The sequence below is a fragment of the Streptomyces sp. NPDC048248 genome, assembly GCF_043201875.1.
Taxonomy (GTDB): Bacteria; Actinomycetota; Actinomycetes; order Streptomycetales; family Streptomycetaceae; genus Streptomyces.
This window is the reverse complement of record NZ_JBICZL010000001.1, coordinates 565,634-584,669: the sequence shown is the minus strand read 5'-3', so window position 1 is coordinate 584,669 and position 19,036 is coordinate 565,634. Positions and strand designations below refer to the sequence as shown.

Annotated in this window: 20 protein-coding genes; 9 read left to right on the top strand and 11 right to left on the bottom strand. The window is 69.6% G+C overall.

Translation table 11 applies throughout. The features are described 5' to 3' along the window. Positions 1 to 7: 7 nt before the first annotated feature. Both ACGFZW_RS02795 and ACGFZW_RS02790 read right to left on the bottom strand, forming a co-directional pair. Positions 8 to 1,345, bottom strand: coding sequence for a gluconate:H+ symporter (locus ACGFZW_RS02795; protein WP_393891170.1), 1,338 nt, complete (start codon positions 1,343 to 1,345; stop codon positions 8 to 10). A 355-nt stretch (positions 1,346 to 1,700) separates the two neighbouring features. After that, entirely contained in the window at positions 1,701 to 2,660 is a 960-nt protein-coding gene (locus ACGFZW_RS02790) for a 5-dehydro-4-deoxyglucarate dehydratase (RefSeq protein WP_393891169.1), read from the bottom strand. An 857-nt stretch (positions 2,661 to 3,517) separates the two neighbouring features. On the opposite strand from ACGFZW_RS02790, the gene ACGFZW_RS02785 reads away from it, so the two are divergent. From ACGFZW_RS02785 to ACGFZW_RS02775, 3 genes are all read left to right on the top strand, one after another. Then, complete coding sequence (locus ACGFZW_RS02785; RefSeq protein WP_393891168.1) at positions 3,518 to 4,033, top strand: molybdopterin-dependent oxidoreductase; 516 nt, start codon at positions 3,518 to 3,520, stop codon at positions 4,031 to 4,033. 136 nt (positions 4,034 to 4,169) lie between these two features. Then, on the top strand, positions 4,170 to 4,439 hold the full coding sequence (locus ACGFZW_RS02780) for a hypothetical protein (RefSeq protein ID WP_393891167.1): 270 nt from the start codon (positions 4,170 to 4,172) through the stop codon (positions 4,437 to 4,439). A 177-nt stretch (positions 4,440 to 4,616) separates the two neighbouring features. Beyond that, the gene (locus ACGFZW_RS02775; RefSeq protein WP_393891166.1) at positions 4,617 to 4,922 is read left to right on the top strand and encodes a hypothetical protein; all 306 of its coding nucleotides are present in this window, start codon (positions 4,617 to 4,619) and stop codon (positions 4,920 to 4,922) included. A gap of 85 nt (positions 4,923 to 5,007) precedes the next feature. Here ACGFZW_RS02775 and ACGFZW_RS02770 read toward each other — a convergent pair whose 3' ends face one another. Then, positions 5,008 to 6,348 carry a wax ester/triacylglycerol synthase family O-acyltransferase gene (locus tag ACGFZW_RS02770; RefSeq protein WP_393891165.1) on the bottom strand — a complete coding sequence of 447 codons (1,341 nt, stop codon included), beginning with the start codon at positions 6,346 to 6,348 and terminating at the stop codon, positions 5,008 to 5,010. A gap of 215 nt (positions 6,349 to 6,563) precedes the next feature. Next, positions 6,564 to 7,616 carry a hypothetical protein gene (locus ACGFZW_RS02765; RefSeq protein WP_393891164.1) on the bottom strand — a complete coding sequence of 351 codons (1,053 nt, stop codon included), beginning with the start codon at positions 7,614 to 7,616 and terminating at the stop codon, positions 6,564 to 6,566. 94 nt (positions 7,617 to 7,710) lie between these two features. Here ACGFZW_RS02765 and ACGFZW_RS02760 point away from each other — a divergent pair, with 94 nt between their 5' ends. Further along, positions 7,711 to 8,655 carry a MerR family transcriptional regulator gene (locus ACGFZW_RS02760; protein WP_393891163.1) on the top strand — a complete coding sequence of 315 codons (945 nt, stop codon included), beginning with the start codon at positions 7,711 to 7,713 and terminating at the stop codon, positions 8,653 to 8,655. 129 nt (positions 8,656 to 8,784) lie between these two features. Here ACGFZW_RS02760 and ACGFZW_RS02755 read toward each other — a convergent pair whose 3' ends face one another. Beyond that, on the bottom strand, positions 8,785 to 10,302 hold the full coding sequence (locus ACGFZW_RS02755; RefSeq protein WP_393891162.1) for a hypothetical protein: 1,518 nt from the start codon (positions 10,300 to 10,302) through the stop codon (positions 8,785 to 8,787). A gap of 116 nt (positions 10,303 to 10,418) precedes the next feature. On the opposite strand from ACGFZW_RS02755, the gene ACGFZW_RS02750 reads away from it, so the two are divergent. The 3 genes from ACGFZW_RS02750 to ACGFZW_RS02740 all read left to right on the top strand — a co-directional run bounded on the left by ACGFZW_RS02750 (position 10,419) and on the right by ACGFZW_RS02740 (position 11,465). Continuing rightward, positions 10,419 to 10,730, top strand: a complete 312-nt coding sequence (locus ACGFZW_RS02750) for a hypothetical protein (protein ID WP_393891161.1) — start codon at positions 10,419 to 10,421, stop codon at positions 10,728 to 10,730. Between the two features lie 85 nt (positions 10,731 to 10,815). After that, the gene (locus tag ACGFZW_RS02745; RefSeq protein WP_393891160.1) at positions 10,816 to 11,208 is read left to right on the top strand and encodes a DUF6247 family protein; all 393 of its coding nucleotides are present in this window, start codon (positions 10,816 to 10,818) and stop codon (positions 11,206 to 11,208) included. Further along, on the top strand, positions 11,205 to 11,465 hold the full coding sequence (locus tag ACGFZW_RS02740) for a hypothetical protein (RefSeq protein WP_393891159.1): 261 nt from the start codon (positions 11,205 to 11,207) through the stop codon (positions 11,463 to 11,465). Before ACGFZW_RS02745 ends, ACGFZW_RS02740 begins: the two co-directional genes overlap by 4 nt. 17 nt (positions 11,466 to 11,482) lie before the next feature. Here ACGFZW_RS02740 and ACGFZW_RS02735 read toward each other — a convergent pair whose 3' ends face one another. The 6 genes from ACGFZW_RS02735 to ACGFZW_RS02710 all read right to left on the bottom strand — a co-directional run bounded on the left by ACGFZW_RS02735 (position 11,483) and on the right by ACGFZW_RS02710 (position 17,585). Further along, the gene (locus tag ACGFZW_RS02735; RefSeq protein ID WP_393891158.1) at positions 11,483 to 12,151 is read right to left on the bottom strand and encodes an ABC transporter ATP-binding protein; all 669 of its coding nucleotides are present in this window, start codon (positions 12,149 to 12,151) and stop codon (positions 11,483 to 11,485) included. Then, complete coding sequence (locus ACGFZW_RS02730; RefSeq protein ID WP_393891291.1) at positions 12,139 to 13,152, bottom strand: ABC transporter ATP-binding protein; 1,014 nt, start codon at positions 13,150 to 13,152, stop codon at positions 12,139 to 12,141. Before ACGFZW_RS02730 ends, ACGFZW_RS02735 begins: the two co-directional genes overlap by 13 nt. Positions 13,153 to 13,238: 86 nt before the next feature. Further along, positions 13,239 to 14,156 (bottom strand): ABC transporter permease, encoded by a 918-nt coding sequence (locus ACGFZW_RS02725; protein ID WP_393891157.1) that lies wholly within the window; start codon positions 14,154 to 14,156, stop codon positions 13,239 to 13,241. Continuing rightward, entirely contained in the window at positions 14,149 to 15,105 is a 957-nt protein-coding gene (locus ACGFZW_RS02720) for an ABC transporter permease (RefSeq protein WP_393891290.1), read from the bottom strand. Before ACGFZW_RS02720 ends, ACGFZW_RS02725 begins: the two co-directional genes overlap by 8 nt. Before the next feature lie 38 nt (positions 15,106 to 15,143). After that, positions 15,144 to 16,742, bottom strand: a complete 1,599-nt coding sequence (locus ACGFZW_RS02715; RefSeq protein WP_393891156.1) for an ABC transporter substrate-binding protein — start codon at positions 16,740 to 16,742, stop codon at positions 15,144 to 15,146. 246 nt (positions 16,743 to 16,988) lie between these two features. Further along, positions 16,989 to 17,585, bottom strand: a complete 597-nt coding sequence (locus tag ACGFZW_RS02710; RefSeq protein WP_393891155.1) for an NAD(P)H-dependent oxidoreductase — start codon at positions 17,583 to 17,585, stop codon at positions 16,989 to 16,991. 702 nt (positions 17,586 to 18,287) lie between these two features. Between ACGFZW_RS02710 and ACGFZW_RS02705 the strand changes: the two genes are divergently transcribed. Together ACGFZW_RS02705 and ACGFZW_RS02700 are read left to right on the top strand one after the other, a co-directional pair. After that, a complete protein-coding gene (locus ACGFZW_RS02705) occupies positions 18,288 to 18,653 on the top strand; it encodes a hypothetical protein (protein WP_393891154.1) in 366 nt (121 codons plus the stop codon). A 152-nt stretch (positions 18,654 to 18,805) separates the two neighbouring features. Further along, positions 18,806 to 18,988, top strand: coding sequence for a hypothetical protein (locus tag ACGFZW_RS02700; protein WP_393891153.1), 183 nt, complete (start codon positions 18,806 to 18,808; stop codon positions 18,986 to 18,988). Positions 18,989 to 19,036: the final 48 nt, after the last annotated feature.

Here is a 19,036-nt window from a genome sequence, read left to right as displayed (position 1 = left end):
GGGTACTTCAGAGGCCGAGGGCGTTGAGGGCCCCTTCTAGTGCCAGGACACCTCCGAGGCCGAGGAGCGCGAGCACCGTCGTATAGGTGGTGCGGACCTTGATCGCTTCGATCACCGAGAGGTTGAAGTACTCCTTGAAGAGCCAGAACCCGGGGTCGTTGACGTGGGAGAAGGCGATCGATCCACAGGAGACCGCGAGCACCATGATCTCGGGCTGGACGCCACTGCCCGCGAGGAGCGGCAGCACCACACCGGAGGCCGTGACGACCGCTACCGTCGCCGAGCCGAGCGCCACGCGCAGGATGACCGCGATGAGCCAGGCGAGGATGACCGGCGAGATGGACCAGCTGTCCGTTGCGGTCTTGATGTAGTCGGAGATGCCGCCTTCCACCAGGACGTTCTTGAAGGCGCCGCCGGCACCGATGACCAGGAGGATCATCGCCATCGCCTTGGCCGCGGAGCCGCAGGAGGCGCTGACGTCCGCCAGGCTGCGACCGATCCGCGGCCCGAACGCCCAGATCGCCAGCAGCAGGGTCAGCAGCAGGGCGATCGGCGCCGAGCCGATGAACGCGACGGCGTGCAGGAATGGGCTCTCATCGGGGGTGACCATGTGGGTGACGGCGGCGCCGGCGATCAGCACCACCGGGAAGAGGGCGACGAACAGTGACCAGCCAAGGCCGGGCATTTCCTCGTCGGCGAATTCGCGGTCGCTGACCAAGCCGGTGGGGATGGCGGGGTCCATCCGCTTGATGAACGGCAGACGCGGCCACGCCAGGGCGATGAAGGCACCGACCGGTACCGCGACGAAGAGGCCGTAGAAGAGCGCGAGGCCGACGGACGCGTGGAAGGTCGCGGCGACGGCCGTGGGGCCGGGGTGCGGGGGGAGGAAGCTGTGCATGGTGGACAGGGCGATGGACATGGGCAGCCCGACCCACAGCAGTTTCGCCCCTGTGACGCGTACGAGGGTGAAGGCGATCGGCACGATGATGATGAAGGCGACCTCGTAGAACATGGTCACGCCGATGAGCATGGACGTGACCACCATGGCCACCTGGACTCCTCGCGGCCCGAAGGCGTCCAGAAGCTTGTTCGCGATGCGCTGCGCGGCGCCGGAGTCGCCCATGACGCGGCCGACCATGGCTCCGAGCCCGATGGTCAGCATGGTGTCACCGATCTGGTCCCCGATGCCCGCGGAGAGGACGTCGGGGATGGTCGCCGCCGGAATCCCCTGGACCAGCGCGACGCCGACGGCCACGAGCAGGAGGGCGGCGAAGCCGTTCAGTTTCAGCCGGGTCATGAGGAGCAGCAGAACTGCCACGCTGACCCCGACTACGACTAGTGGCATGTCAGTTCCCCTTTGAACTGGGACCAAGTGGCCGGCGAAATCCGCTGGTTGCGGTGCGGCGTGAGACGCGGCGGCTACTGGTGTGCGGTGCTACGGACGGCTTGGCGCGACCGGGGGTGGGCCCGCACGGTCGGCGGTGGAGCGGAAATGCGCAGGAGGTGGGACGCCCGGGGCAGCTCCGGGTGACTGTGCTCGGTGCGGGCCTCTCGTGTCGCTGTCGTGCCTCCTGTCGGAGCCGATGACGGGGGGCTGACTGCGTGCGGCGCCCGACCGGGCCGTGCGGTCATCCGGTCCGTGCGAGCATCGGGGCTGTGTCACCTGCGAGGCGTGCAGGGCCGGCGGGCCCGGCGGCTCGTCAGGCGGGGCGTCGTACCGCGCCGACCAGATTCAGGCCGTCGTCGAGGACCTTCTCCAGGTCGGCGAGGTCGCCAGGGCCGGGGTCGGTGAGCGGGGCACGGACCGGGCCGACCGGGAGACCGCGCAGTCGGGCAGCTGCCTTGACCAGCGAGACGGCGTATCCCGGCACCCGGTCGCGCAGCTCGACAAGAGGGACGTAGAAGTCGCGCAGCAGCTTGGTCACGCCTGCGTCGTCCCCCTCTTGCAGGGCGGTGAAGAAGGCGTTCGCGATCTCGGGGGCGAAGGCGTGGACGGCGGACGAGTAGGCGGGGACGCCCACGGTGGCGTAGGCGCGGGCCTGGATCTCGGCGGTGGCGGCGCCGTTGAAGAAGAGGAAGCCTTCGGGGGCCGCGAGTGTGAGGCGCTGTAGCCGGTCGAGGTCGCTGTGTCCGTCCTTCAAACCGATGACGGAGGGGATCTCCGCTATGCGGCGCAGACTCTCCGCGGTGAAAGTGACCTGGCCGCGCTGGTACGCGATGAGCGGCAGGCCCGTGCCGGCGGCGATCCGTCGCAGCTGCTCCACCAGGCCGGCCTGCGGGGCCCCGACCAGGTAGTGCGGGAGCACCAACAGGGCGTCCGCGCCTGCCTCCTCCGCGATCCGGGCGAAGCGCACTGATTGTGCCCAGCCGTAGCCGACGCCCGCGACCACCGGGAACCGGCCGTCGGCGATCTCGACCGTGGCCCGGACGACCGCGCGGTACTCGTCCTCGTCGAGCGAGAAGAACTCCCCGGTTCCGCAGGCGGGGAACACCGCACCCGGCGCCGTCGCCAACTGGCCGGTCAAATACGCCCGGTAGGACTCCAGGTCGAGGCTGCCGTCGTCCCGCAGGGACGTGAGCGGGAAGGACAACACCCCGCGGGCCATGCCGTCGCGCAGCCGCTGAACAACGTCTTCGGGCTCCACGCTGATCTGTCCCATGAATGCGATCCCTATATGTAGACGACGTCTATGTATGAGGATGGAGGCTAAGTTGGTGAACCGGGCGGGGTCAATGGGTGCGACGACGCGGATTTCTGGGGGATCGAGAGGCTCGGCGTAGGCGCGAGGTCCGCGAAGTGAGGTCAGAGGCGTCCGCGGAGTGCAGCCGGCGCTCCGCATCGGCGTGCGCCGAACTGACTGCCGCTCCGGGCAGTTGCGCCCGGCTCATGGGTGCAGGCGCCCTCGCCGACGTCCGCGACCGGAGAGCAGCGGGCAGCAGTGATCCCCGAGGAGCGCGAACCCCGAGTCGGGCGCACGAAAAGTCATTGCCGGCCCGACGGCCGGTCCAGGAGGATCGGCCCTTGTGACTCTGCGCGCTGATCAAGTTCAGGCCGATGACCACGACCCGCGTGCAGGTGTGCTCCCTTGTGCGCAGCCGGTCCGTGAAACCCGGCACCTCGCATTAACGAGGTGAGTGTGAGTAGCAACATGGTAAATGCCAAGCTATTTGGCGCATACGCCTCTTGGTTGTCCCTCCAGCATGGCGCGCTTCGGGCCGTACTTTTCCGTGTGGTGCACCAGTCGTGCGGAGCGGCCTCCCGTTGCTTCACTTGCCGGAGCCGGCCAGAACCTGCCGGCTCGAATCGGAGGGCGCAGAGCGCGCCGGCGGGCGTGGCGCGGTGCCCGTCGTCGCACGACGTTCGGAGGATGAGCCTGGAAGATGCAGCCTGTGGGTTCGTAGATTGCTCACAATTGCGAGGCGATATGCCCTATCCAGCTCGCAGGCGAGGTTCCACGCCGCCGCTGCCGGGTATCTCTCGCGGCAGCCGCAGCAGGGACTGTCCGATTGGGGACCCATGAGCCGCCTCAGCACACCGCCGCGCACCTCGCCCGCCGCTCCCGCCTCTCGTCCCGTGCACGATGCTTCCTTCGTCGTGTACGGGCAGGTGGCCGAGCCGGCCACACTCACCGTCTCGCACCTGCGGGAGGGCTGGGAGCAGCACCGGGCCGACGTGGTCTTCGACTGCGCCACCAACGGGCCTCACACCTTTGAAGGGCCCCTGCTGCGCGACGTGGTCACGAACGCCGGCCCGACCTTCGATCCCCGGCGCCGAAAGGACCGCTCGCGTTTCGTGCTGGCCGTCAGCGGCGGGGACAGTCATCACACCGTCCTGTCCTGGGCGGAGATCGATGCCGACTTCCGCAACACCCCGATCCTGTTGGCCACCCGCATGGACGATCTGGACCTCGACAGCGCGGGGAGCCAGCTGGTGGTGCCCTCGGACCGTTGTGGAGCGCGGTACATCAGCGCGATCACCAGTATCTGGATCGGTTCCTGCGCCGTGCCCGCGTGGGGGCTGAAGGACCGCTGAAGAAGTCCGCCGATCACCGCCGGCCCGCTCCCTGCGGGGATCCCTCCCGTCGGTCGGGAACAGCGGCTCGATGAACCGCCTGCGCTCCGGCCTCGTCCTCCTTCGCAACAGCCCTCATGCGCACAGGAGACCGACCGTGACCGACAAGGACGTTGAGCAGGCCGACGAGCGCAGTCTCGGATATGGGCCCTGGTGGGCGGCGCTCGGGACGTTCGGGGCGGTCGGACTGATCGCCTTCGGGGGTATCGCGGCAGCCTGGGTCTTCCTCCGGCTGCCCGGCACGCCGGAGAACCTGGCGTCCGGCTACTACGGGGCCGCGAAGGCTGTCGCCATCGGTCTGGTGGTTGCGGGAAGCGCCCTGCTGAGCCGCCGTCACAACCGGGCGGCAGGCGCCGGGAAGAGGTAAAACCCGGCCACACCGGACCGCACGGGCGGTAGGTTGTGTGTGCGAAATCGTACGGACCCGCAGACGCGTGGAGCGTTTCCGCAGGCATGTGGAAGGAGCGTGTCGCCATGAAATGGCGAACCCGGCCGCCCGCCCGGAAGTTCCGGGAGCCCGGGCGGCGGTTCCGGAAGGAACGAGATGTCCCGTACGGACAGGACGAAGCCGTTGTGGGTGCGCCACGCGGAGCACAACCCCCGGCCGGTCCACGATCACCGCTACGGCACCTGTGATCTGCCGCCGCACCCGACGGGGGAGGAGCCGGCCGCCCGTTGCCGGTGGGAGAACCCTGGAGCACTGCTGTTCCGCCGCACCTGCTGTTCGGGTTGCTTCGACCGCGCGTGCGTCAAGGAGCGGCAGCAGATGGCCAGGGCCGACAACCGGAAGGCACGTTACGCAGGCCGGCGCGAGGCTCGCCGCGCCGCCGCCGGTGAGGGCAGCGACTGAGCCCACCCTCGCCGCGCGGGACATGAGGTGACGCGCGGTCGTACCCCGAGGAGGTCCTCGCCCCTTCCTCCGAGGGCGAGGATCCTCACTCCGCTGTGGCCTCGGTGAGTTCGCTGATCTCGTCCTGCAGAGCGCGCGCGAGCCGCCCGAGATCCGGGACGGCCTCACCGTCGGCGACGAGCCCGAAGTGGACGTGCCCGCGGTACGTCGAGATGGCCACGGCGAGGGACTGACCCTGGGCGAGCGGGGCGAAGGGGTAGACCTCGATCAGTGGGCAGCCGGCCAGCTTCAGCCCGAGACTGGGCAGCGGCACGCTGGTGACCAGCACGTCGAACAGGAGCCGGGCCGCCTGCGCCACGACGGGTCCGCCGAGCCGGTGCCCCAAGGGTGACACATGGTCGGCGAGCAGTGCCACCGCGCCCGCGCCCCGCTGGGTGCCGGCGTCCTTGTTGCGGTCCATCGCAGTGCGTACCGTCCGCAGTCTGCCCAGCGGGTCGGGGTCGCCGACGGGCAGGCGGATCAGATAGCCGGAGAGCTGATTGCCCTGCGGGCGACTGGTGCGCGGGCGGCGCCGCGAGACGGGGATCAGGGCACGCGGCGCCACTCCCTCGCTGCCGTCGCCGCGCTCGTCCAGCCAGCGGCGCAGAGCTCCTGCGACGACGGCCAGGAGCACGTCGTTGACCGTGCCGCCGGACGTCTTGCGGATGTGGTGCACCTCGTCGAGGTCGAGGATCACGCCCGCGGTGCGGCGGGTGCCGGTGGGGCGAGCGGTGAGCGCGGGTGAGGAGCGCACGACCAGATTGGCGCCGACGACGGCGGCGCCGATGTCGAGGGCTCGCCCGGCATCACCGACGTGGCGGCGTACGGCGTCGGGCAGGTCGAACAAATTGGGCAGTCGCCGCCCCCGTGTCGGCTCCGGGGCGGGCTCGGAACGACGTGCTTCCTTGGCCGTGGTGGTCGGGGAAGCGGGGGGCGGATCCATGAGGCCGGCGGCCAGGGCCAGGGCGCGCAGTCCGTCGGCGAGTGCGTGATGGAACTTGAACAGCACCGCGAAGGACGTGCCATCAGGGTGAGGCAGTACATGGGCCTCCCACGGTGGCCGGTCCCGTGCGAGGGGACGTTCCATCAGCCTGCCGGCCGCGCCATGGAAGTCGGCGGTGGCGGGGGCCAGATGGACATGGTTCTGGGGAGAGAAGTCCCCTGCGGGCTCGCGAACGGCGCCGCCCACCGGCAGCCAGACCGCGCGGATCCTTATGCGCAGGCCCGACACGGCGGCGGAGCGGGCGGCGAGCAGCTCGGCCGCGTGCTGCGCGGCCGTGGCCGAGTCGGCGGCGAACACACCGAGCGCGCCCAGGTGCATCGGGTGCTCAGGGGATTCCAAGCACCAGAACGCCAGGTCGAGCGGTGTGAGCAGGTCTTCAGTCAAGGTGCAGGCTCCCGCGTCGGCTATGGAGAGCAAGAGTCAACCTTTTGATGACGACTACGGTCAAGTACCTTATGAATACGGAACGTTACGAACGTGAAAACGATTGCTGCGCCGCCCTTCCGGGCCGTGGGGAGCTGTCCGCACGCCGAGCGGGCCCGTCGGGGCCGGGCTCGGATGTCGAGAGCACAGCGCCCCTCAGCCATCCGGAGTAGTGGTCAGGCCCGCCCGTCGTGGTCCTCGTCCGGCTCGTCCGGCTCGTCCACCTCGAATGCCGTCAGGCCGTCGACGAGCTCTTCGACCGTCTCCTCGGCGAGGTCGCGAAGGAACGACGGGCACACCCAGGCGTCGAGGGGCTCGTCCTGCTGGTCCTCCTCCGCCCCCTCCGCCCCTTGCTCTTCGTGCTCCTCGTCCCACCCGTAGGACTCCGCGATCTCGGCCCGGCCCCCCGGGCTGCGCAGCAGGTAGCCGATGCGGTTCGCATGGTCCGGGTCGTCGGTATCGGGGTGCTCACCAGGGCCGTGGGTGCAGCGATTGTCGCCGAGCAGCGGAACGGCGGCCTCGACACCCTTGATCATCGCGTCCAGGACCGCGCGGTCAGTGATCCTCTCCGACGTCGCGTACCAGCAGGTCGCGTTCATCGTCACGAGATAGCCGGCCAGCACTCCGCGGGTGGGCCGGGTGGGAAGGCATCCGGCCTCGTCGATGAGGTCGTCATGCGGATCGCCGTAGGGGTAGTCGTTCACGATCCCCGAGAGGGCCCTGATGCACCTGTGGTGGTACTTCGGCGCACCCACGGGCACCCGGCGGACGGTGAAGGGGGCTATCACCTCCACCGCGAGGCGGGCCCATCCCGCGACATTGCGCGGGCACAGCACCCGCCCGGTATCGGTCTCACCGTCCTGCGCCGCGAGTTCGCCGGTGAGGAGCCCGGTGTCGCCCACCCAGATCTCGTCCTCCAACGAGTCCATCTCGGCTTCGTACGGATGGTTGTCGTGCGAACAGGGACGGCCACCCAGCTCCTTCACCGCGGCACGCAGGGCGTCGAGTGCGGCGCGCTCGGCCTCCTCGCCAGGACGCCAGGCGAGGTAGCCCGACATCGCCACCAGCCCGGCCACCCACGCATGAGCCTGTTCCCCGCCCGGATCCGCGGCGAGCCTGCGGGCGCATTCCAGGACGATCGGGTCCGCTTCGTCGGCGGGGGACGTGTCGTGGAGGTGCCGCCAGACGTCGGCGAGCTGGTCAACGGTCAGACGGGTCATCTTGATCATGACCTGCACGACGAAACCCCGACCGGTTCGGTTCCCACCGGAGATCAGAGCCGGCCTTGAGTCTCCACCGACTGGAGACCGCAGGATGGAGCGCATGGACGGTACGACGCTCTACTCGATCGGGGAACTCTCCCGCCGGACCGGTTTGCCGGTGCGGACGATCAGGTTCTACTCCGACTCGGGGGTGGTGGCACCGACCGATCGAAGTCCCGCCGGCTACCGGCTCTACGACCTCGACGCACTGCTTCGTCTGGAACTCGTCCGCACCCTGCGCGAGCTGGGTATCGACCTCGCCACGGTCCAGCGGGTGCTCAGGCGCGAACTGACGGTGGCGGAAGTCGCCGCGGCGCACGCCGATGCCGTGGACGTCCAGATCCGGATGCTGCGCTTGCGTCGAAGTGTTCTGCGAGTCGTGGCCGCAAGCGGATCCAGCCCCGAGGAGACCAAGCTCATGCACAGGCTCACGCAGTTGTCCGGCGAGGAACGCCGGCGCCTGATCGACGACTTTCTGGACGGCACCTTCGGCACGACGGGTGCCGACCCGGCAGTGGTCGCCATGATGCGCGCCGCCACTCCCGATCTCCCCGATGATCCGTCCACCGAGCAGGTCGCCGCATGGGTGGAGCTGGCCGAGATGGTCGGCGACGAGGACTTCCGTGCCCGGATGCGGCGGACGGCCGGCCATCACGCCGGCCGGGGCAGCCTCGACATCGAGATCCGCGCAGGCAGCGAAGTGATGGCATTCACCCGTCAGAAACTCGCTGCGGCCGGGGAATCGGGCATCGATCCGCTCAGTGAGGAGGCCGCGCCTCTCGTTGACGACATCGTGCGGCGATTCGCCGAAGTGTTCCTGCGCGCCCCTGACGCAAAATTCCGTGAGTGGCTTGCCCGGCAGTTCGCGGAAGCCCACGATCCCCGCGTGGACCGTTACTGGCGGCTGGTGTGGGTCGTCAACGGCTGGGAGGTCGTACCGAGCCTGATCCCGGTGTACGCATGGCTCGTCGAGGCCCTCCTGGGGGACCGAGGCCATGCGGCCTGACCTCTGCGATCGCGTGTCGGCCTCCCGGGCCTCCCGCCGGGCAATCGTTCTGCCCCGGCCTGTGGAGCCGACCCGGGGGCGATCGGCCCCACCCCGTGCCGGGGCCGATCACCGGGCCGCTCGGTTCCCTCAGTGCAGTTGCAGGCCGAGTCGCTTCTCCAGCACGGATGCCTGCTCCGGCGAGGCGAAGACGAAATAGTTGTCGTAACCGCCGTCCGTGAGGTGGACGAAATCGGCCACGTGGAAACGGCGCGGGTCGACTGCCGGGTCGGGATCGATGTGGCCTATGAATTCCATGACCGCCAGTTGGTCGAGGTACTCATCCGACTGATGGTCGGTCTGTTGGGTCACCAGGACGCCGTTGGCGGCGAATTCCAGGACCTCGCCCAGCTCCTCGTCCTCCCGAAGCCGGACGTCGGTGATGGTGACGGCGCCGTCGGTGAGTGCGGCTGCCTGCTCCAGGATCCCCCGGTAGCTCTCCGCCAGGTCGTCAACGTCGTCCGAGTGCGCCGAGACCGCCATACCGAACGCTTCGAGTGCACTGGGCACTTCATGGGGAGGCAACTCCTCGTGCGCCCATTCGGCGTACCTCGCGAGAACGCTGTCGACCTTCTCCCGCGGCACCATGTCCATCCGTTGAAGGAGCGCCCCGACGTGTGCGTAGGAGGGCGGCCTGAACCAGAACAGTGTCTCCCGAAGCGACTCCTTCTCCTCGGCCGTCTGCTGGAGGAACAGTGCACGCAGGCACCCCAGCGGAAGCGCCGAGCCCCCGACCCGCTTGTCCGGCTGATCGACGAACGGGACTTCGGTCCACGCGTTCTCCCGGGATCCCGGGGACCCGGGCTCTGCGTCGGAGGCGTACGGGACGTACTGCCACACTGCCCCCTTGATCCGCCGGATCACCTCGCCCATGTACCAGCAGGCGCCCTGCACGAACGGCTCGTCCCGCGCGGCGTCGAATTCCTCCACCGTGGCGAATCGCCGCCGCACGGCGACTTCCAGCCAGTCCAGCGTGTCCGGGTGGAAATTCCACCGCCAGGCTCCCTCGAACGCGTCCTCGGCCCAGGCGGCGACCGCCTCCTCCCTCGCGGCCAGCCAGGCCGTCAGCGCCGGATGCTCCGGAAGCGGCTCCTTGGGGTCCACCCCGGGAGTGTGCTCCTTGACCGGATTCCACCCCGGGACCTCTTGCCGCTTCGCCGTCACGGCCGCCCGCAGCCGCTCCACCTCCTCGGCGAAGGCGGTCCCGGTACGTACCCGGAGGGCGTACGACATCAGCAACATCGGTGTGATGGGCGAGAGTTCCAGTTCCGGATCCGGACAGAGGACCGGCTGGCCGGGGAGATCGCCGATGGGCCGGGTGTTCCATCCCCAGGAGCCGCCGGCGATGCCGAGCAGTATCTCGCCGAGATAGGCCACTCCCTTCTCCGCGAATTCCGCCCGTTTATCGGGGTCTTGGACGGAGTCGTCATGTTCGAGAAGGTGGGCTTCCATCGCGGCGAGCGACTCGGGGGAGTAGTCGAAGGGGAATTCGTCGGGAAGGAGCACCTTTTCCAGGAACAGCAGCTGAAACGGGAGCCCGCCGATCCAGTTCTGCAGCAGATGCTGTGGGGAGCTCTCCGGCTGAGTCTCGGGTGTCTCGGGGATCATGCCGATACTGTAGGGGCGCCCACTGACAGCCCCATGTTTCAGCAGGTGGGTGAGCCGACGGGGCTGAACTGCCCGGCAGCGGCACTGGATTGGGCAAGAGAGGGTGAAGGAGCGGCATGGCGACGCCGGAGCTTCCCGACATGGGAGATCCGATTCCCCGTGAGGGGCCTACGCAGAGTCAGTACATCTGGCACAGGAACGCTTTGCTCTTTTTCGGCGTGGTGTCCCCATGGATCTTCCTTTATGTCGCGACACGGAATATGGGGCTGGTCTGGCTCGCAGTGCTGAACCTGATCAGTACGTATCTGGGGCTCTACGTCATCGTCCGGGCCTGGCGGCGGAACCAGATGCGCCGCGTGTATGTGGCACTCGCGGGTTCGCTGGGCTGCCTGATCGTCTGGACAACGTTGTTCAAGATCCTCAACTGAGCGGTTCTCCTGGGCTTTTCGCGCTCCCGCACGCACGGATCGGGCCGGGGCCGTCTGGTGCGGCCGAACCGACAACCGCGAAAGGATGAGCACTCCCGAAGCCCTCATCAGCCGGTGCGCGGACGGCTACCGTGGCAAGGAGAACTGTCTGGAGGAGCCCATGACCAGCCGGCCCGAGCATGCGCCCGTCCCGCGGCCCGTCCCCTCGCCCGCCCCCGCTCCGACCGCGGCCGCGCAGCTGCTCGCCCGGATCCGCGCCGACCGCCGTGCCCAGCGGTGGGTGCCGGCCTTCGAGCAGGACTGGGCCAAGGCGCTGGAGGACTCCCGTCACAGCTACAGCCTCGCGCCGCTGCACGACGTCGTCCGCGCCTGGCAGGCCCGCCTCTCCGCCGCCCCGGCCGTGGACGCGTTCGTCGCATCGGGGAAGGACGATTCCGACGGGATCGCCCTGGAGGACGCGCTGGGTGCCCGCCCGTGAGCGACGCCCTCTGGCAGGCGCGGCTGTCCCCCCAGGCCCTGACCGCGCTCGACTCGCTGCCCGGGCACGCCCGCGAGATGCTCCGCGACGTCCTGGACATCGCCGCCCGCGACCCATGGAGCTTCCCGGCCTTCGACAGCCGGGATCCCGAGGGCGAGGACGTCCGCGCCGCTTCGGTCGGACAGCTCACCGGCGTCTACTGGATCAACCGGCCAGCCGGGCGCCTGTACGTCATCGACATCGTCTGGCTCGGGTAGTCAGGCGCGCCAGGCCCTCAGGCGGATCTGCGGCAGGTCAGTTCGCCCCAGTGAACTGTCCGGTCGCACCAGCGTTCCAGCAGTGTCCGGTCGTGCCCGACCGCGAGCAGCCCCGCCCCGCTCCGCGCGCGGTAGGTCTCCACGACCGCCACCAGAGCAGCGGTCGTGGAGGCGTCGAGCATCGCGGTCATCTCGTCGCAGATCAGCCAGCGCGGCCGCAGCACCAGCGCGCGGGCCAGACACGCGCGCTGCAACTGGCCGTCACTCACCTCGTGCGGGCGGCGCAGCAGCAGTTCGTCGGTGAGGCCGACGGTCTGCGCCAACTCCGCCACCTGCGCCGGGGCTTCGGCGCGACGGCCGACGGCGCGCAGCGGCTCCGCGATGAGATCGGCCAGCCGCAGGCGCGGATCGGCGGCGAGCCGGGGCTGCTGGAAGACCACGCCGTACGCGGTGCGCTGTCGGCGCGGCGCCCGGTGCCGCCAGCCACCGGCACGCTCTCCGTCCAGTGTCACCGTCCCGGTCTCCGGCCGGTGCAGCAGCGCCGCGACGCGCGCAAGAGTGGATTTGCCGCAGCCGCTGGGCCCCAGCAGGCCAACTGCTTCCCCCGCGGTGACGGTCAGGGAAACCCCGCTGACCACGGGCTTCCTCCGCTCGTATCCAGCGGTGATGTCGGCTAGTTCGAGCACTGCGGCCCTCCTGCCAGGGGTAGGTGGGAGAGCTGTTCCCGGCCTGCCGCCTCGGCGCCTCCGGGCAGCTCGTGCACCTCGGGTACGTCCACGATCGGGTGGTGGCACGCGACATCGCCGGTCGGTTCGGGCAGGGTGTCGCACGCATCGGTGGCGCGGTCGCAGCGAGCGGCGAAAGCGCAGCCGGCCGGGAGAGCGCCCAACTCGGGCGGATTTCCGGGGATGGGCAGGAAGGCTCGCTCGGGGAGGGCGTCGAGCAGACCCCTGGCGTACGGGTGACGTGGCCCGGGCCGGCCGAAGAAGGTGCCGGCGTCGGCGAGTTCGACGATCCGGCCGGCGTACATGACAGCGACCCGGTCGGCGATCCGCTCGGCTGCCGCCAGATCATGGGTGATCATCAGCAACGCATGGCCGTCGTCCACGTGCCGGCGGAGCTCGTCGACCGTGCTGTGGACGAGCTCGCGGTCGAGCCCGGTGGTGGGCTCGTCGGCCAGCAGCAGGGGAGCGTCCCCGACCAGTGCCAGTGCGGTGGCCGCTCGCTGCGCGAGACCGCCGGAGAGCTGGTGTGGGTAGCGGTCGAGGTGGTCGAGCGGAAGCGACGCGCGGCCGGCCGCACGCTCCGCGGCGGCACGCAGTGCGGCGCGCGGCACACGCGTCACCTCGCGCACGGTCTCCTCCAACTGGGAGCGGATGGTGCGTACGGGCGTGAGGTGGGCGGCCGGGCTCTGCGGTATGAGGCCGATACGGCGGCCGCGCAGGGTGCCGGCGAGTTGCCGCTCGGTGGCGGTGAGCAGTTCCACCGCCGTGTCCACCGCGGCCGGGCCGGTGCCGCCCAGCAGGGCCGAACCGGCCGTCTGGGCGTTGCCGGGCAGCAGGCCGAGCAGTGCGGACGCGAGTACGGACTTGCCGCAGCCGCTCTCACCGACCAACGCCAGGCACTCACCGGGCGCGAGGTCGAAGGCCGCGTCACTGACTGCCGCGATGTGCCGCCCACCGCGCATCCGGAAGCGGACGGACAGGCCGCGCACCGAGAGCGCGGGCTCCGGACTCTCGCGGCGGGCAAGGGGCTCGGTCTCGGCGGGCGCCTTCACAGCATCAGCTCCGATCGGCGGCGTGGATTGAGCCGCTCGCGCCATGCGCCGGCCAGGCCCGCGATGGCGAGGGTGGGGACGATGATGAACAAGCCGGGGAAGAGCGTGGGCCACCAGTCGCCGGCCAGCAGCGAGCTGCGCGCGGAATTGACCATGTTGCCCAGGCTGGCCTCATGGGCGGGCAACCCGAGGCCCAGGAACGACAGCGCGGACTCGTGCCAGATGGCGTGCGGCACCATCAGCACCGCGGCGAGACCGGCTTGCGGAAGCACCCCGGGCAGCACATGACGGACGGCCACCCGCCATCGCGACGCACCGCCGGAGACCGCCGCGTCGATGAAGGGACGCGAGCGCAGCGAGAGCACTTCGGCCCGTACGATCCGCGCGGTGGACAGCCAGTGGGTCAGCGCCACGGAGATGATCACCGGCCCGGCGCCAGGACGGAACATCGCCACGATGAAGATGCCGAGCAGGAGATGCGGGACGGAGGAGAACAGGTCCACCACGCGCATCACGGCCCGGTCGGCCCAGCCGCCCAGGGTCCCGGCAAGCGCTCCGACGGCGGTACCGATGACCGTGGCGGCCAGCGCCGCGACCACCCCGACGAGCAGCGAGACGCGCAGCCCGTAGACGCAGCGCAGCAGCAGGTCACGGCCGACCTCGTCGGTGCCGAACGGGTGCGCGAGGGATGGGGCCCGCAGTTTGGCGGCCAGGTCCACGGCCTGCCGGTCGAGCGGGACCAGCAGCGGTACGACCAGCGTCGCGAGGACGATGAGGACCACCAGCGCGGCGGAGACCCGCACCCGCACGGCGCGACTGCCCACTCCACGGGCGGCCTTCGCGTCACGCTCGTGCCAGGCCCCGTGGCCCGACGGACCGGAGGCCCCGGTGCTGTGGAGAACGGTGTCAGCCATCGAAGGCCACCCTCGGGTCGGCGAGCCCGTACAGCAGGTCGGAGAGCAGGTTCCCGGCGAGGACGGCGGCGGTGGCGAGCACCGTCAGCGCGGCGAGCAGCGGGAAGTCGACGGCGGTCGCCGCCTCGACGGTGGCCGCGGCGATGCCGGGCCAGCTGAAGACGGTCTCGACCAGCAGCGCGCCGGTGATGAGCTCCGGCACCCGTGAACCGATCAGTGTCAGGACCGGCAGCAGTCCGGAGCGCAGTGCGTGCTGCAGCAACACGGTGCGCTCTCGCAGGCCCCGCGCACGCGCCCCACGCACCGGGTCCTCGTCGAGGGCGTCCCCGACGCCCTGGCGTACGTACAGCACGAACCAGGGGAGTTGGGATACGGCCAGCACCAGGGCGGGCAGCACGACATGCTCCGCGATCTGTCCGAAGGTCGCGACCTCGCTGCCGGTGTCGGTCAGGCCGCCGGCCGGCAGTACACCGAGGTTGAGGGCGAACAGCCAGACAGCGAGCAGGCCGAGCCAGAACGGCGGGGCCGCTTCGAGCACGTACGCGGTGGCCGTGACGGCACGGTCGAGCAGCGAACCCCGCCGCCGGGCCGCGAGCACGCCCAGCACGGTGCCGAGGACTACCGCGAGGACGAAGGCGAGGGCGCACAACAGCACGGACCAGCCGAGGCGTTCGCCCACGACCTGCGAGACAGGTGCGCGCAGGGTGGCCGAATCGCCGAGGTCGCCGGTGAGGGCGCTGCCCAGCCACTCCCACCAGCGGGCGAGCAGCGGCTGGTCGTAGCCCAGGTTGTGCCGGATCTGATCGAGGTTCTCCTGGGAGGCGGTGAGTCCCGCGGTGCCCGCGTATGCCCTCACCGGGTCGAAGGGCGAGGCGGCGGCGATCGCGAACACCCCGAGGGTGACGGCGAGGAGGACCGGCACGGCGAGCAGCACCCGCCGGGCCGTCATCCTCGCCATCGGCCGCCAGGGCAGGGCCTTCAGAGCACTCACTTGGCGGGCTGCCAGTCCTCTACGTTCCACCAGGGGCCGGAGGCGAGACCGTGATCGTGCGGCTCGACCTGGGTGGACAGGGCCTTCCAGCGGTCGCTGAGCACATAGACGTGGTCGATGTGCGTCAGGAAGGTGTAGGCGGGGTCGTCGACGAGCGTTTTCTGAATCGCGTCGTAGGCCGCCTTGCGCTTGCCGTCGTCGTTGGTGCGGCGTGCCTGGACGAGCTTGTCGTCGACGGTCTTGTTCGCGTAGCGGGACATGTTGTTGAAACCGTCGCCGGCGACGGAGGAGTGAAGCAGCAGGTACTGGTCGAAGTCGGGGTCGGCCGGGCTGCCGCCGCCCGCGAGCACCGCGTCGTGCTTCATGTTCGGCTCGATCGCCTCCCACGTACCCGACTCGACCTTGGCCTCGATGCCGGCCTTCTTGGCGTCGGAGGCGAAGGCGAGCGCGTGCTCCTGGCGGAGCTTGTCGCCGGAGAGGTACCAGAGGGTGAAGGAGGCGCGCTGCCCGTCCTTCTCCCGGACGCCGTCGTCGCCCTTCTTCCAGCCGGCGGCGTCGAGGATCCGCTCGGCCTTCTTCAGGTCGTGGGGGCGTTCGGTGCCCTTGGCGAACCACGGGCTGTCGGTGGGTACCGGTCCGTAGGCGGGCTTGCCGGCTCCGTTCAGGATTCCCTTGACCATCGCCTCCCGGTCGACCGCGACGTCCAGCGCCCGGCGTACGGCACGGTCCCCGGTGACGGGATTGGCGCTGGGCAGCGTGACGTTGCGGTAGTCGAAGGTCTTCGCCGTCAGGGTCTTCTCGCCCGGCCGGTCCTTGAACGTGGCGGCGAGATTCGGCGGCAGGATGGCGCCGTCGAGGTCACCGGAGCGCAGCCGAGTGGCCCGGATGTCGTCGTCCTTGATGATCGACATGGTGAACTTCTTCACCTTCGGCGCGCCGCCCCAATAGGAGGGGTTGGCCTTGAAGCTGAGCTTCTCGCCCTTGGACCAGTTGGTGAGGACGTAGGGGCCGGTGCCGACCGGTTTCGTGGTGAAGGGGCCGTGGTTCACGTCCTGTTTGCCCGCGATGTGCCGGGGCGCGATGGGCAGCACGGTGCGCTCGGCGAACGGCGCGTACGGGTACTTGAGGTGGAAGACGACGGTGTGCTCGTCCTTCTTCTCCACCGACTTGATCGCGTCCAACTCCGTCTTGGAGGCGTTGTTGGTCTTCTTGTCGAGGATGGTCTCGTAGGTGAAGACCACGTCATCGGCCGTGAAGGGCTTGCCGTCGCTGAACTTCACGCCCTTGCGCAGGGTGAAGGTGTAGGTCTTCCCGCCATCGGTGACCTGGGGCAGCGCAGCGGCCAGCGCGGGCCTGAGCTTCAGATCGGCGTCGTGGGTCAGCAGCCCGTCGAAGATCTTGGAGTTGCCGTCCTTGCCGTAGCCCAGCAGCGGGCTGAGCGAATCCGGCTCGTATGCGATTCCGACGACGGCGGAGTCCGCGCCGCCGGCGGCCCGGCCTCGGCCGTCGTCCGGCGTGGAACACCCTGCCGCCGTGAGCGTCACGGTGCCCGCCACCGCCGCGGCGACCACTGCCCGTATGGACCGGACCGTCATGGCCAACCCCTAATGAAGATCGAAAGCTATTGCGAGTGAATTGCAATTAAACCGCATGCTCGATCGTGCCCAGGAAGGGGTCGTACGTATGCCTGCCGGAGCGGTGCCGGTCAGGAGCCATGAGACAGGGCAGGAGGGCGAGCTCGGCAGTGATGACGGGGACGCAGCGGCGAGCACCTCGGCCCGCGGCTCCGGACGTCACCGGAGCTGCGTCAGCGCCGCGACCGTGCCGGCGCACGGCGGGTGTCAGATCACGAGCGCGGCGGCGTGCTGACGTGCCTGACGCAACCAGGAAGCGCGCGCCTCATCGGAGGAGCCGGTGACGGTACGGAACACGACCCGGCGCACCTCGCTCACTCCGACGTACGGCAGGACGCATGCCGCCCAGATCCTTTGCAGCGGGTCCCCGAACTCCCCCTCCTCGCGATCGGCTGGAGTGTCGGAGGTGTTCAGGACGAGCGCCCGCCCGGCTTTCAGCAGCCCTTCGGGCTCGCCGTCCGCGGTGCCCAGTTTGTAGGCGACGCCGGGCACGAACACCCGCTGCACCCAACCGGTGAGGACGGCGGGTGGCATGCCCCACCAGTTCGGGTGGACGAACACCATCGCGTCGAGCGTGGCCACCTCCCTGCGATGCAAGTCCACTTGCGCATCGTCGGTGCCGGTGGCCGACTGGACCGTCTCGGTCTCGTCGGCGGACAGCCCCGGCGCGAAGCCCTCGGCGCAGAGGTCGTGCGCGAGGACCTGGCATCCGCAGTCGCGCAACTGTCGCACGACGGCATCGAACACGGCGTGGTTGAAGCTGCCGGGTCGCGGGTGGGCGAGATAGACCCCTACGCGCTTCATGCGTCCCCCAAGGCACGTCAGTAGCCGCCGGGCGGCCATCCCCGGGGATCCGTGGCCGGCCCCCGCTCGGCTGATCATCATGGGCGGTGCGGTGGTGTTCGCGGAAGCCGATTTCCGCAAATCCTGAGGTGCAGGCCGAGGGCTGAGCGCGAGGATGAAGACCCGGACGGTATGGCGGGTGGTCGCGGTATTGCCTTCGGCTCGCGCCCAGGCGTGGAAGTCTTCGAGAAGCTGCGGATTCGCCTGCCGCTTGCTCAGGGGGTGGGCAGGAGGCCGCCGAGGGGACGTACGGACCCCCCCCTGACAGCCTTTCACCCAGGATCCACGGTCCTGGTCGGCCACGGGGCCTGCGGCAGGGGCGCGACGGGCAAAGCCGCCTCCCACCACCTCGCGAACCGCGGCGCCCTTACCGCCCGAGTCCAGGCGCTTCCCGCCCTGCTCGTATCCCGCCGGGGTTGTCCGTCAGGGCCGACAGGCGTCCGCCCGGCAGAAGCGTCCGCCGGGCGCCGCGGAGCAGGGTACGGACGACGCATTAACCGAGTTTGTCTGATTCGGAATTCAGCCCGGCTTCCATATGAAGGACCTGTGAATTTGGGGCATCGGTGTGCGGGAGACGCAAAGCGCGCACGCTTCCGGGAAATCGAGATGCAATCGCAGGTTTGAAAGAGGTTTCGCGCATCTGCGCGAGGCAAGCAACGAGGCATGAACAATCCCCATGACCCCATGCCCCTGAATGACAACTACGCCCCCTATGCCCCCGACCGGGATACCCGCAGGCGCGGTCGGGAGGGCGCCGGAGCGGACCGGACAGCCCTGATCATCCATTCGATCGCCGATGTCGCGGCAGGTTTTCTCGGCCTGTGGATCTTGCTGTACCTGCTCGAGGCGAACCAGGGTAATGTCTTCGTCGGCTTTGTCCAGGGCGTGGCCGACTGGCTGAGCGGCTGGTCCCAGGACATCTTCACCATGGACGTCGAGAGTCTGCGGGTATTCCTCAATTACGGTCTGGCCGCCGTGATTTACCTTCTGATAGGTCATGGGATCGCTGCGTGGGTACGCCGCCTCTAACCGAATGAGGCCGGTTGTCGGCGAGGCCCGTATCGGAGCATGTACCTGCTCGCGGGCCTCGCGGAGCGGCGAGCTCACCCCCTCACGCGCGGCCTGGCTTCCGCCGAGCGCGTCGAGTCGCACAGCCAGGAGGCCGGGCGTAAACAGGAGACATGAGCGCGAATGAGGCCTTCCGGCCCGGCGAGGTGGTGCCCGACAGCGGCATCTACGAGTGCGACTGCGCGCAGGCGCACCACTGGAGCACCGATGTGAAGGGGCACCGGTTCCCGCCGCACCCGCAGGGCTGCGAAGGGAGCACCTGGACGCTGAAGGACCCGGCGCACCCGGCGGACTGATCTCACCGGACTGTGCGGGCGCGCAATTGTCCATGAGGCCGGCGCGGT

What these genes read in the sequence shown, in the direction of transcription:
- ACGFZW_RS02795 (WP_393891170.1), bottom strand. Translation starts at nt 1,345, where the DNA reads ATGCCACTAGTCGTAGTCGGGGTCAGCGTGGCAGTTCTGCTGCTCCTC.
- ACGFZW_RS02790 (WP_393891169.1), bottom strand. Translation starts at nt 2,660, where the DNA reads ATGGGACAGATCAGCGTGGAGCCCGAAGACGTTGTTCAGCGGCTGCGC.
- ACGFZW_RS02785 (WP_393891168.1), top strand. Translation starts at nt 3,518, where the DNA reads ATGAGCCGCCTCAGCACACCGCCGCGCACCTCGCCCGCCGCTCCCGCC.
- ACGFZW_RS02775 (WP_393891166.1), top strand. Translation starts at nt 4,617, where the DNA reads ATGTCCCGTACGGACAGGACGAAGCCGTTGTGGGTGCGCCACGCGGAG.
- ACGFZW_RS02765 (WP_393891164.1), bottom strand. Translation starts at nt 7,616, where the DNA reads ATGATCAAGATGACCCGTCTGACCGTTGACCAGCTCGCCGACGTCTGG.
- ACGFZW_RS02760 (WP_393891163.1), top strand. Translation starts at nt 7,711, where the DNA reads ATGGACGGTACGACGCTCTACTCGATCGGGGAACTCTCCCGCCGGACC.
- ACGFZW_RS02755 (WP_393891162.1), bottom strand. Translation starts at nt 10,302, where the DNA reads ATGATCCCCGAGACACCCGAGACTCAGCCGGAGAGCTCCCCACAGCAT.
- ACGFZW_RS02750 (WP_393891161.1), top strand. Translation starts at nt 10,419, where the DNA reads ATGGCGACGCCGGAGCTTCCCGACATGGGAGATCCGATTCCCCGTGAG.
- ACGFZW_RS02745 (WP_393891160.1), top strand. Translation starts at nt 10,816, where the DNA reads ATGAGCACTCCCGAAGCCCTCATCAGCCGGTGCGCGGACGGCTACCGT.
- ACGFZW_RS02730 (WP_393891291.1), bottom strand. Translation starts at nt 13,152, where the DNA reads ATGCGCGGTGGGCGGCACATCGCGGCAGTCAGTGACGCGGCCTTCGAC.
- ACGFZW_RS02725 (WP_393891157.1), bottom strand. Translation starts at nt 14,156, where the DNA reads ATGGCTGACACCGTTCTCCACAGCACCGGGGCCTCCGGTCCGTCGGGC.
- ACGFZW_RS02720 (WP_393891290.1), bottom strand. Translation starts at nt 15,105, where the DNA reads ATGACGGCCCGGCGGGTGCTGCTCGCCGTGCCGGTCCTCCTCGCCGTC.
- ACGFZW_RS02715 (WP_393891156.1), bottom strand. Translation starts at nt 16,742, where the DNA reads ATGACGGTCCGGTCCATACGGGCAGTGGTCGCCGCGGCGGTGGCGGGC.
- ACGFZW_RS02710 (WP_393891155.1), bottom strand. Translation starts at nt 17,585, where the DNA reads ATGAAGCGCGTAGGGGTCTATCTCGCCCACCCGCGACCCGGCAGCTTC.
- ACGFZW_RS02705 (WP_393891154.1), top strand. Translation starts at nt 18,288, where the DNA reads ATGAACAATCCCCATGACCCCATGCCCCTGAATGACAACTACGCCCCC.
- ACGFZW_RS02700 (WP_393891153.1), top strand. Translation starts at nt 18,806, where the DNA reads ATGAGCGCGAATGAGGCCTTCCGGCCCGGCGAGGTGGTGCCCGACAGC.